At 62.4% G+C, this 11,606-nt stretch carries 9 protein-coding genes; 5 read left to right on the top strand and 4 right to left on the bottom strand.

Translation table 11 applies throughout. The features are described 5' to 3' along the window. Positions 1-39: 39 nt before the first annotated feature. From R1T44_RS01595 to rfaD, 3 genes are all read right to left on the bottom strand, one after another. A complete protein-coding gene (locus R1T44_RS01595; protein WP_317292450.1) occupies positions 40-951 on the bottom strand; it encodes a hypothetical protein in 912 nt (303 codons plus the stop codon). Beyond that, on the bottom strand, positions 948-1,967 hold the full coding sequence (waaF, locus tag R1T44_RS01590; protein ID WP_317292449.1) for a lipopolysaccharide heptosyltransferase II: 1,020 nt from the start codon (positions 1,965-1,967) through the stop codon (positions 948-950). The genes R1T44_RS01595 and waaF overlap by 4 nt, the downstream gene beginning before the upstream one ends. A 147-nt stretch (positions 1,968-2,114) precedes the next feature. Continuing rightward, a complete protein-coding gene (gene rfaD, locus R1T44_RS01585) occupies positions 2,115-3,071 on the bottom strand; it encodes an ADP-glyceromanno-heptose 6-epimerase (protein ID WP_054556380.1) in 957 nt (318 codons plus the stop codon). A gap of 169 nt (positions 3,072-3,240) precedes the next feature. Here rfaD and glyQ point away from each other — a divergent pair, with 169 nt between their 5' ends. The 5 genes from glyQ to R1T44_RS01560 all read left to right on the top strand — a co-directional run bounded on the left by glyQ (position 3,241) and on the right by R1T44_RS01560 (position 9,013). Continuing rightward, positions 3,241-4,197: a glycine--tRNA ligase subunit alpha gene (gene glyQ / locus R1T44_RS01580; protein WP_107335756.1), complete on the top strand. Its 957-nt coding sequence runs from the start codon at positions 3,241-3,243 to the stop codon at positions 4,195-4,197. A gap of 2 nt (positions 4,198-4,199) precedes the next feature. Beyond that, positions 4,200-6,269, top strand: a complete 2,070-nt coding sequence (glyS, locus tag R1T44_RS01575) for a glycine--tRNA ligase subunit beta (RefSeq protein WP_317292448.1) — start codon at positions 4,200-4,202, stop codon at positions 6,267-6,269. A gap of 376 nt (positions 6,270-6,645) precedes the next feature. Then, positions 6,646-7,275 (top strand): D-glycero-beta-D-manno-heptose 1,7-bisphosphate 7-phosphatase, encoded by a 630-nt coding sequence (gene gmhB, locus R1T44_RS01570; protein WP_317292447.1) that lies wholly within the window; start codon positions 6,646-6,648, stop codon positions 7,273-7,275. 137 nt (positions 7,276-7,412) lie between these two features. Then, positions 7,413-7,925 (top strand): S-ribosylhomocysteine lyase, encoded by a 513-nt coding sequence (gene luxS / locus R1T44_RS01565; RefSeq protein WP_043331647.1) that lies wholly within the window; start codon positions 7,413-7,415, stop codon positions 7,923-7,925. A 140-nt stretch (positions 7,926-8,065) separates the two neighbouring features. Further along, on the top strand, positions 8,066-9,013 hold the full coding sequence (locus R1T44_RS01560; protein WP_317292446.1) for an alpha/beta hydrolase: 948 nt from the start codon (positions 8,066-8,068) through the stop codon (positions 9,011-9,013). A gap of 165 nt (positions 9,014-9,178) precedes the next feature. Here the strand turns inward: R1T44_RS01560 and gyrB are convergent, their stop codons facing one another. Next, the gene (gyrB, locus tag R1T44_RS01555; RefSeq protein ID WP_317292445.1) at positions 9,179-11,596 is read right to left on the bottom strand and encodes a DNA topoisomerase (ATP-hydrolyzing) subunit B; all 2,418 of its coding nucleotides are present in this window, start codon (positions 11,594-11,596) and stop codon (positions 9,179-9,181) included. Positions 11,597-11,606: the final 10 nt, after the last annotated feature.

The raw sequence follows: 11,606 nt of genomic DNA, 5'->3' as shown, positions 1-11,606 counted from the left end.
CAGGGCTTTTCTCGTCTTTCCAAACAGCAGGTCAGCAACTCAGACGCGCGAACCAGCGTCCTCCAGGCCGCGCAGATCCGGCCAGCCTTCGTCCACACCCAGCACGGGATAGGTCCGGGGATCCAGCGGGCCTGGTTCGCTTTCGGGGCGACACTCACGTAGCGCAGCCTGCAGCCGCTGCAGGGCCTCATCGCCTTCGGCACCAGCGGTCACCCTGTCCCAGAACTCACGATGTACCGCCTTGATGACGACGGGCACGCTGGGCACACCGACCTGTTGCGCCATGGCCAGACGATGCAGGCCACGGTTGATCTTGAGCAGGCGCCCCTCACGCGTCACCGCGACGCCCATCTCGTCCTTGGTGACCCCCTGACGAAAGCCATTGCTGGCCATGTCCTGCAGATAACCGCGATAACAGCGCAGATAGCCGAGAATCTGCTCTTCGCTGTCCATCAACAGCCCATCACGCGGTGACGACCACGGCTTGCCCGCTTCCAGCAAGGCCTTCAAGTGCTGATAGCGCTTCGTCACCGTCAGGTCATCGCCATGCTCGATCAGGTCCCGCATCAGCCGCGAGCGTGAACCGAAGCGGAAGGCACCGCGCCGCAGGTCCCAGTCGCCATCCCAGATGAAGGCGTTGGAGGAAGGCCGGTTGCGCTTGTCACGCCCGAAGTTGACGTCGCGCACCAGCTCACGCGGATTGACCCAGACCGTCAACGCCTCCTGCCCCATCACGTCTTCCAGCGCATGACGCGGCAGGCCACGGCGCTCAAGGAATTGATGGCGTGCACGCTGGCGCTTCCAGCGCATCAACCAGCAACGACTGAACGGCAGTATCAGGTGGTGCTCGCACCAGGCGCGCAGCGCCTCGATCCGCTGAGCACGCTGCATGGCCCCGCGCATGCGCGGGTGGATCAGATCATCCGTCGTACGGTTTCTCGGCAGGTTCACCGCGCATCCTCATCCAGCGAGATCGCCGTCAACAATCGCTCGGGAGCAATATGGTTCAGACAATTGGTATGCCCCAGCGGGCAGACGCGCTTGAAGCAGGGTGAGCACTCCAGCGCCAGCCAGTGGACCTCGCGATTGGCCGTCAGCGGCGGCGTGTAATGCGGCGACGAGGAACCGTAGATGCCCTGGATACGGGCCCCTACCGCGGCCGCCACATGCATCAGGCCGGAGTCATTGCTGACCACTTCCCGACACTCGGCGATCAGGTCCACCGCATCCGCCAGCCGCGTCTTGCCACACAGGTTGTGAACGCCCGCAAGCCCCTGGGCGATCTCCTCCCCCGCCGCGACATCCTTGGGGCCACCGAAGATACGCACCTCGGCCCCCTGGCGGGTCAATGACTCGGCAAGCGCGCGAAAGTGCGCCAGCGGCCACTGCTTGGCCGGGCCATATTCCGCCCCGGGCATCATGCCGATGATGGGTGCCGGCGGCGCCACCAGCCCCAACTCGCCGCGCAAGCGCAGCTGATTGGCGCTGTCAGTGACCAGAGCGGGCTCCGGGATGCCCGCCGGCGGATTGGCCTCCTCAACGGGCAAGCCCAGCGACGTGAAACGCTTGACGGTCTGATCGAGCACCGACTTGTCGAGCTTGCGACACTCGGTGAGCAGACCGTAGCGCTGCTCACCGGTGAAGCCGACGCGCACAGGAATGCGCGCGAAGAACGGCACCAGCGCTGCCTTCCACGAGCGTGGCAACACGATGGCGCGGTCGAAGCGCCCTCGCAGCGAACGCCCGAGCTGCCAGCGCGCCTTGAGGGCGAAGTCACCATGCCCCGCCGGCAACGCCAGTGCCTCCTCGACCTCGGGCATGCGCTCGATGATCGGCTGCGACCAGGCGGGCGCCAGCACACTGATCCGGCAGCCGGGCGAGCGCTGCTTCAGCGTCATGAACAGGCTCTGCGCCATCACCATGTCGCCGACCCAGCTGGGCCCGACCACCAGAATGCGCTCACTCATGCCTTGCTCCTCTTCACGGCCAATCCTCCTTGCGGGTGCGCTTGCCCTGCCCCATCGCCCTTGCGAGGCAGGCGCTCACCCTCAATCCACACACGCTCAGTCCGCACGTGCTCAGTCCCCACGCGCTCGGTCCACACGGGCTCGGACTCAGCGATTCAGCCATTCGAGATAGGCGCGCGTGCCCTGGGCAACGGTCTTGAATTCGACGTTGCAGCCGGCCTTGCGCAGCTTGCCGATATCGGCACGCGTGAAGCTCTGGTAGCGGCCCTTGAGGTTTTCCGGGAAGTCGATGTACTCGATCTCGCCCTTCTCGTAGTACTCGATGACGGTCTCGGCGATCGCCTTGAACGGCTCGGCGCGACCGGTGCCCAGATTGAAGATGCCGGAGGCTTCCGGGTGGTCGAGGAACCACAGGTTCACGTCGACCACATCGCCGACATAGACGAAGTCACGGCTCTGCATGCCGGCATCGTAGCCATCGTAGGCGCCGAACAGCTTGGGATTCTCGCCCGCCTTCACCTGGGTGTGGTGGTGATAGGCAACGCTGGCCATCTTGCCCTTGTGCTGCTCACGCGGGCCGTAGACATTGAAATAGCGGAAGCCGACGACCTGGGTGGTCAGGCTGTCCCAGCGCTGGCGCACGTGCTGATCGAACAGCAGCTTGGAGTAGCCGTAGACGTTGAGCGGACCTTCGAACTCCGGCGTTTCCTTGAAGACCTGGCTGTCGCCATAGGTCGCCGCGGAGCTCGCGTAGAGGAAGGGAATCTGGTTCGCTTCGCAGAAGTTGAGCAGCACCTTGGAGTACTCGAAGTTATTCTCGAGCATAAACTGGCCGTCCCACTCGGTGGTGTCCGAGCAGGCGCCTTCGTGGAAGATCGCCTCGATCTTCGGCAACTCGGCATACTCGCCCATCAGGCTCGACTGGACGCGAATCAGGAAGTCGTCCTTGTCGAGGTAATCGGCGATGGTCAGGTCCGCCAGATTGACGAACTTGGTGCCGTCACTCAGGTCATCCACCACCAGGATATCGGTACGGCCGCGGTCATTGAGTGCCTTGACGATATTGGCACCGATGAAGCCGGCGCCTCCGGTAACGACGATCATTTGAGCTCCCAGAGCCTCTAGAGGCTTGTAGGCAACGCGCGCGTTCAGTAACGCGACACATCAGAATTTGGAAATGGCACGCACTCGGTTTCGTCTGCGGCCTATAACCCGATAAGCGGGGATTGTATACTCGGCAGTTCTCGAATTCATGGGCCAACGGGCTTCACCAATGACACAGCCAGACGTGAAAACCTTCCAGGGCCTGATTCTGGCCCTGCAGCAATACTGGGCCGAACAGGGTTGCATCATCCTGCAACCATTGGATATGGAGGTTGGCGCGGGGACTTTCCACCCGGCGACCTTCCTGCGCTCCATCGGTCCTGAAACCTGGAACGCTGCCTACGTGCAGCCTTCCCGCCGTCCCACCGACGGCCGCTACGGCGAAAACCCCAATCGCCTGCAGCACTATTATCAGTTCCAGGTGGTGATGAAGCCGTCACCGGCCAACCTGCAGGAGCTCTATCTGGGCTCGCTGGAGCGTCTGGGCATCGACCCGCTGGTCCACGACATCCGTTTCGTCGAGGACAACTGGGAATCTCCGACGCTGGGCGCCTGGGGCCTCGGCTGGGAAATGTGGCTCAACGGCATGGAAGTGACCCAGTTCACCTACTTCCAGCAGGCAGGTGGCATCGAATGCTTCCCGGTCACCGGCGAGCTGACCTACGGCCTCGAGCGCATCGCGATGTACCTGCAGGACGTGGACAGCGTCTACGACCTGATCTGGACCACCGCGCCGGACGGCTCTGTCGTGACCTATGGCGACGTCTTCCTGCAGAACGAGAAGGAGCAGTCGGCCTACAACTTCGAGCACGCTGCCGTGCCGGAGCTGTTCGCTGCCTTCGATCACTGCGAGAGCGAGTGCCAGAAGCTGCTGACCGCCAACCTGCCGCTGCCGGCCTACGAGCAGGTACTGAAGGCATCACATACCTTCAACCTGCTGGATGCGCGTCACGCCATCTCCGTCACCGAGCGTCAGCGCTACATCCTGCGCGTGCGCACTCTCGCCCGTGATGTGGCCCACGCCTATTACGATTCGCGCAAGGCCGCCGGCTTCCCGCTGGCCCCGCAGGCGCTGCGTGATGAGCTGCTCGCCGCCGATGACACCACTACCGAGGGAGACGCGTAAGCATGGCCTCCGTGAATACCCTGCTGATCGAACTGGGCTGCGAAGAACTGCCGCCGGGCGCCATCGACGCACTCGCTGACAGCCTCGCCAACGGCCTCGCCGATGGCCTGCGCGACGCCGAAGTCGCCTTCGGTCAGGTACGTGCCTACGCCACACCGCGTCGTCTGGCGGTGATGATCGAATCCCTGGCCGAGCGCCAGCCGGACCGCGAGATCGAGAAGCGCGGACCGGCCAAGGCCGCCGCCTTCAAGGATGGCGAACCGACCCGTGCGGTGCAGGGCTTCGCCCGCTCCTGCGGCGTCGAAGTCAGTGATCTGATCGAGCTGGAAACCGACAAGGGCACCTGGCTCGGCTATCGTCACACCCAGCCGGGCGAGCATCTCTCCGCCCTGCTGCCGGCCATGCTGGAGCAGGTCGTGGCTCGCCTGCCGGTACCGAAGAACATGCGCTGGGGTGCCTCACGCATCGAGTTCTCGCGTCCGGTGCATTGGCTGGTCGCGCTCTACGGCAGCGAAGTGATCGAGGCCAGCGTGCTCGGCCTCGACTCCGGTCGCACCACCTTCGGCCACCGCTTCCATGCGCCGCAGGCCATCACGCTGGCGCACGCCGAGGACTATCTCGACGCGCTGGAAGATGCCCGCGTGCTGGCCAACCGTGAGGTGCGCCGTGAGCGTATCCGCGAACAGGTCCAGGCCGAGGCGGAAGTCTATGGTGCCAATGCCGTCATCGAGGAAGCCCTGCTCAACGAGGTCAACGGCCTCGTGGAATGGCCGGTGGCGCTGACGGGCACCTTCGACGAGCGCTTCCTGGAAGTGCCGGCGGAGTGTCTGATCTCCTCCATGAAGGCCAACCAGAAGTACTTCCACCTGCTGGACAACGACGGCAAGCTCAAGCCGGCCTTCATCACCATCTCCAATATCGAGAGCAAGGACCCGCAACAGGTCATCTCCGGTAACGAGAAGGTGATTCGTCCGCGTCTGGGCGATGCCGCCTTCTTCTACGAGACCGACCTGCGCAGCACGCTGGAATCGCGTCGCGAGAAGCTCGAGAGCGTCGTCTTCCAGCAGAAGCTGGGCAGCATGGCCGAGAAGGCCCGCCGCAGCGAAGCCGTGGCACGCCACATCGCGGAACGCATCGGTGCCGATGTCGACCACGCCGCACGTGCCGCACAGCTGGCCAAGACCGACCTGGTCACCGAGATGGTGCTGGAGTTCCCGGAACTGCAGGGCATCATGGGCCACTACTACGCCCGTCACGATGGCGAAGATGCCACCGTCGCTCTCGCGCTGGAAGAACAGTATCTGCCGCGCTTCGCCGGCGATGCGATCCCCACGACCAAGGCCGGCATGGCGATTGCCCTGGCCGACCGTCTCGACACCCTGACCGGCATCTTCGGCATCGGTCAGCGTCCGACCGGCGCCAAGGATCCGTTCGCACTGCGTCGCGCCACCATCGGGGTGCTCAACATCCTGATCAAGGGTGAGCTGGACCTCGACCTGCGCGAGCTGCTGACCGTCAGCGCCGAGCAGCATCGTGATCTGCCCAAGGCCGAAGGACTGGTCGAGGACGTGCTCGAGTACATGCTCGATCGCTTCCGCGCCTGGGCCAGCGATGAAGGCATGGGTGCCGAGCTGTACCTGGCCGTGCGTACCCTGAAGATCAGCAATCCGCTGGACTTCGCACGTCGTCTGCGTGCCGTGCACGCCTTCGGCGAACGCCCGGAAGCCGCTGCTCTGGCTGCAGCCAACAAGCGCGTCTCCAACATCCTCGCCAAGGCCGAGCACGATGGTCGCACCGAGGTGGATGCGAGCCTGTTGAGCGAGCCGGCCGAGCAGGCACTGGCAGAGGCCCTGACGGCACGTGGTGCGGAAGTGGCACCGCTGTTCGCCGCGGCGCGCTACCAGGAGGCCCTCGATGCACTGGCCAGCCTGCGCGAGCCGGTCGATGCCTTCTTCGATCAGGTGATGGTCAACGCCGACGATGCCGCCGTGCGCGCCAATCGTCTGGCGATGCTGGCCAGTCTGCAAGGCCTGTTCATGGGTGTGGCCGACATCAGTCTGCTGACCCAATAAGAACTGCCGATCCACGCTGTCCCTGACATCGGTAAATCGCAGTCTCTGCAAAAGAACCCCGCCACAACGGGGTTCTTTTGCATCCGGGGTCCCGAAATGCCGTGTTGCGTGACAGGATTTCACGCAACACGGCAGCGATGTCACAATTTCTGCCTTGATCCCCTACCTAGGTCGCACTAGTATTCCAGTATAGAAACAGTGTTCGAAAAGCGCGGCAGCCTGTCGCACCACGCACTTCGACCACTCGGCGCCATTTGCCCATCCCCACGTGCGAGCGTCATCTTGTGACTCGGCTCACAATTTTCCAGGCAAAGCGGCGACCCCTGACAAGCAGCCCGGCTGACGCCCCTGACTGCCCTGAAGTGAAGAGTTGACCATGCAAAAACTGATCGTGCTCGACCGTGATGGTGTCATCAATGAAGACTCCGATGCCTTCGTCAAGAACGCCGAGGAGTGGATCGAATACCCCACTTCCATCCAGGCTATCGCCCGTCTGACCCGCGCGGGCTATACCGTGGCCGTGGCGACCAATCAGTCCGGCATCGCCCGTGGCCATTTCGGCCACCGCGAACTCGACCAGATGCACACCAAGATGATGCAGCTGGTGAAGGAAGCCGGTGGCGATATCGCTCACATTGCCTACTGCCCGCATGGCCCGGACGACGGCTGCGATTGCCGCAAGCCGGAACCCGGTCTGCTCCACCAGATTCAGGATGCCCTGCAGATTCCCGACTTCGAAGGGGCCTGGATGCTGGGTGACAGCCTGCGTGACCTCATCGCGGGCCAGAAGGCCGGCTGTCGCGCCGCGCTGGTAATGACCGGCAAGGGCCAGAAGACGCTGTCAGATGGCGAGGGACTCAAGGACGTGCTGGTAGTGGCCAACCTGGCCGACTTCACCAACCGCCTGCTCGATGGTGAGCTCAACCACCCCATGTCGGATGGTGAGCCGGGAAAGTCCCAGCGCCGCTGCGTGAGCTGTGAAGCCGCTGCCGAAAGCTATCTGTGAGGCGCGTCTGCCCGGCGATAACCCTGCGCACGGCGCGCTTGCCTCTCTAATCAGTAGCGGCGATATGCTACCCTTCAGACATGAATCCGGGCGGGCGACTGCCTGCCTGTCTCACTTCCTCATGCTGGAGACTTCACATGCCACTGCTGGATAGTTTCACTGTCGATCACACCATCATGAAGGCGCCTGCCGTGCGCGTGGCCAAGAAGATGGGCACCCCGAAAGGCGACAACATCACCGTCTTCGACCTGCGCTTCTGCGTGCCGAATGAAGAGATTCTCTCCGAGAAAGGCATTCACACCCTCGAGCACCTGTTCGCCGGCTTCATGCGCGAGCACCTCAACGGTGATGACGTCGAGATCATCGATATCTCACCGATGGGTTGCCGTACCGGATTCTACATGAGCCTGATCGGTGAACCGGAAGAAGCTCGCGTTGCCGCAGCCTGGTCTGCTGCCATGCAGGACGTGCTCAACGTGGCGCGTCAGGAAGAGATCCCGGAGCTCAACGTCTATCAGTGCGGCACCGCACAGATGCACTCTCTGGAAGAAGCCAAGCAGATCGCCAGCAACATCCTGTCCCGCGATATCGGCGTCAACCGCAATGACGAGCTGAAGCTGGATGAAGGTTTCCTCAATCAGGCGCACTGAGTCTTGAGACATCGAGCCTTGAGGCACCGGGCTTGATCAGCCTGTCGAGTGCGCCGAGCACTTGAACGAAAAAGCCCGCTATCTGACCGGATCAGATAGCGGGCTTTTTTCATGACGTGACATCCGAGCGAGTATAGCCAATGCCAGATTCCAGCAGCCATGCCTTTGATTTCACGACCTTCCTGGCAGACAAGGAAGCGTGGTCAGCGCCGAATGAACTCGCCCCCTACCGCTGCCGCGATGACAGCAGCCTGGGCTGTCGCCATTATCCCGCAGCAGGCATGTCAGGGGGCCGCTCACACCTCATCCTGCTGCATGGCTCCAGCGCTGACAGCCGTTATCTCGCATCGCTGGCAACGCGCCTGGCTGAGGCCGGTCATCATGTGCATACGCCGGACTTGCGCGGCCACGGTCCAGCTCCGCAGCGACGTGGCGACATCGACCACCTGCTCCAGCTCGAGGAGGATCTCGAGGACCTGATCCTGTCGCTTGAGCTACCAGTCGATGCCAGAGTCATTGTCGCTGGCCACTCTGCCGGAGGCGGCCTGGCACTGCGCTTCTCGGCCGCTGTCTGTCAGCGCCAGCGTGCCAGCATTCCGCTGCACGGCGTGATATTGCTGGCACCGTACCTGCATCATCTCGCGCCCAACATGCGCCGTGATTCGCGCTGGGCACAGCCACGCATCGCGCGGATGCTGGCCTGCGCGCTGCTGAACCGGCTCGGCATCCATCGCCTGGATCATATTGAGGTCCTTGGCTTCAATATCCCGCCAGAGTACCGCGATGCACATACCACCGACGCCTACTCGTGGCGCTTGATGACGGGCCTCAATCCTCGCGACTATCAAAGTGACCTCAAGGCGCTCGCCCATCATCAGGTGCCAGTGCTGGCGCTGATCGGCGAGCATGACGAGGCGTTTCATGCCGAGCGCCTTGCTCAATGTCTGCAACCCCACCACCCCGCGGCGCAGGTGGAAGTCCTCGAGACAATCGATCACCTGGGGCTTGCGACGTCCTCCACCACGGCAGAGCGAATCACCGCGTGGCTGGCCGAGCAACGCACCGATCAGGACGACACGCCCGGCTGAGACGCCCCTCCACGGTCGTGACCGAGCCGAGCCCTGCCCCTCGCTGTTATCCTTGCCCCTGATTGCAGCAACACGCACATGCAAAAACGGCCCCTGATCGAAGATCAGGGGCCGTTTTTCTAGCCCGGCTTGGCAAGACATCCGCCAAGCGCTAGCTCAACGCCATCAGACGTCGAGGTTGGCCACCAGCGCGAAGCGCTCGATGAAGTCACGGCGCGGTTCGACTTCATCACCCATCAGGGTGTTGAACATCTGATCGGCACCGATCGCATCCTCGACGGTCACACGCAGCATGCGACGGGACTCCGGATCCATGGTGGTTTCCCACAGCTGATCCGGGTTCATCTCACCCAGCCCCTTGTAGCGCTGGATGCTGAAGCCACGTGCCGCTTCCTTCATCAGCCAGTCGAGGGCTTCGTAGAAGGTGACGACTTCCTTCTTGCGCTCACCGCGCGAGACGTAGCTGCCAGCTTCCAGCAGGCCTTCCAGCATGTTGCCCAGCTCACTCATCTCGCGGTAGTCGGCGGACTTGAAGAAGTCGACATCCCACAGGTAATCGCTGCTGACACCATGTGCCGTCAGCGTCACCGCCGGCAGATAGAGGTTGCGCTCGCCGTCGTGGCTGAGAGTGAAGCTGTAGTGCGGGCCACCCTCATAGGCAATCAGGTCATCCATTTCCTTCTGAAGACCATCGATCCAGCCTTGCACCTGAGACTGGTCCGCGAGTGCGGCCTCATCCAGATGCGGAGCGTGCACGATCTTGCGCAGCACGGCAGACGGATAGACACGCGCCAGACGATCGATGCGCTTCATCACGCCACGATACTGGTTGACCAGTGCTTCCAGCTGAGCGCCGGCGATGCCCGGGGCATCAGCGTTGACATGCAACTTGCCGCCGTCCAGCGCCGTAGCGGTCAGATAGTCCTGCAGCGCCTGCTCGTCCTTCAGATACTGCTCATGCTTGCCGCGCTTGATTTTGTAGAGCGGCGGCTGGGCAATGAAGATATGACCGCGCTCGATCAGCTCCGGCATCTGACGGAAGAAGAAGGTCAGCAACAACGTACGGATGTGCGAACCATCGACGTCGGCATCCGTCATGATGATGACGGAGTGATAGCGCAGCTTGTCGGGATTGAACTCTTCACGACCGATACCGCAACCCAGCGCGGTGATCAGCGTGCCAACCTCGGCAGACGACAGCATCTTGTCGAAGCGCGCCTTCTCGACGTTGAGGATCTTGCCCTTTAGCGGCAGGATCGCCTGGGTACGACGATCACGCCCCTGCTTGGCGGAGCCACCAGCGGAATCACCCTCGACCAGGTACAGTTCGGAGAGACTCGGGTCCTTCTCCTGACAGTCAGCCAGCTTGCCCGGCAGGCCTGCGATATCCAGGGCGCCCTTGCGACGCGTCATATCACGCGCCTTGCGCGCAGCTTCACGCGCCCGCGCCGCATCCAGCATCTTGTTGACGATGCCCTTGGCTTCGTTGGGCTTCTCGATCAGATACTCGGAGAATAGACGGCCCATTTCCTGCTCGACGGCTGTCTTGACCTCGGAAGAGACCAGCTTGTCCTTGGTCTGCGAGGAGAACTTCGGGTCCGGTACCTTGACCGAGATGATCGCGGTCAGACCTTCACGGGCATCATCCCCGGTCGTACCGACCTTGGATTTCTTGAGCAGACCTTCCGCCTCAATATAGTTATTGAGCGTACGCGTCAGTGCCGCACGGAAACCGGCCAGGTGAGTCCCGCCATCGCGCTGAGGAATATTGTTGGTGTAGCAGAAGATATTCTCGGCGAAGCCTTCATTCCACTGCATCGCCACTTCGACGGCAATGCCATCCTCGCGCTCCATCTCGAAGTGGAACACCGGATTCAAGGGCGCCTTGTTGGTGTTGATATGGTCAACAAACGCCTTGAGGCCACCTTCGTAATGGAACAGCTCTTCCTTGCCGCTGCGCTCGTCAATCAGACGGATGGCGACACCGGAGTTCAGGAAGGACAGCTCGCGCAGACGCTTGGCCAGAATCTCGTAGTGGAATTCGATATTGGCAAAGGTCAGCGGGGAAGGCTTGAAGCGCACCAGGGTACCGGTCTTCTCGGTCTGGCCCACGATGCCCAGCGGCGACTGCGGCTCGCCATGGCGATAGATCTGCTCGTGGACATTGCCCTGACGCCAGATGGTCAGCTTGAGCTCTTCGGATAGCGCGTTGACGACCGAGACACCCACACCGTGCAGACCGCCGGAAACCTTGTAGGAGTTGTCATCGAACTTACCGCCTGCGTGCAGCACGGTCATGATGACTTCCGCTGCGCTGACGCCTTCCTCTTCATGGATCTCGGTCGGCACACCACGACCGTTGTCGCTGACGGAAACTGACTCGTCGGCATGGATAACGACCCGGACTTCGCTACAGTGACCGGCCAGCGCCTCGTCGATGGAGTTATCCACCAGCTCGAACACCATATGATGCAGCCCCGTGCCGTCATCGGTATCACCGATATACATGCCGGGGCGCTTGCGTACGGCATCCAGGCCCTTGAGGACCTTGATGCTTGATGAGTCGTAAGCCTGTTCGCTCATTGGCTTCTCC

It is taken from the genome of Cobetia amphilecti (assembly GCF_032923285.1).
Taxonomy (GTDB): Bacteria; Pseudomonadota; Gammaproteobacteria; order Pseudomonadales; family Halomonadaceae; genus Cobetia; species Cobetia amphilecti.
Note: the sequence above shows the minus strand (reverse complement) of the source record. Positions and strands in the feature narration are given on the sequence as shown.

Bases quoted from the DNA above. Each gene is read 5' to 3' on its own strand.
- waaF (WP_317292449.1), bottom strand. From the start codon at position 1,967: ATGAGTGAGCGCATTCTGGTGGTCGGGCCCAGCTGGGTCGGCGACATG.
- rfaD (WP_054556380.1), bottom strand. From the start codon at position 3,071: ATGATCGTCGTTACCGGAGGCGCCGGCTTCATCGGTGCCAATATCGTC.
- glyQ (WP_107335756.1), top strand. From the start codon at position 3,241: ATGACACAGCCAGACGTGAAAACCTTCCAGGGCCTGATTCTGGCCCTG.
- glyS (WP_317292448.1), top strand. From the start codon at position 4,200: ATGGCCTCCGTGAATACCCTGCTGATCGAACTGGGCTGCGAAGAACTG.
- gmhB (WP_317292447.1), top strand. From the start codon at position 6,646: ATGCAAAAACTGATCGTGCTCGACCGTGATGGTGTCATCAATGAAGAC.
- luxS (WP_043331647.1), top strand. From the start codon at position 7,413: ATGCCACTGCTGGATAGTTTCACTGTCGATCACACCATCATGAAGGCG.
- R1T44_RS01560 (WP_317292446.1), top strand. From the start codon at position 8,066: ATGCCAGATTCCAGCAGCCATGCCTTTGATTTCACGACCTTCCTGGCA.
- gyrB (WP_317292445.1), bottom strand. From the start codon at position 11,596: ATGAGCGAACAGGCTTACGACTCATCAAGCATCAAGGTCCTCAAGGGC.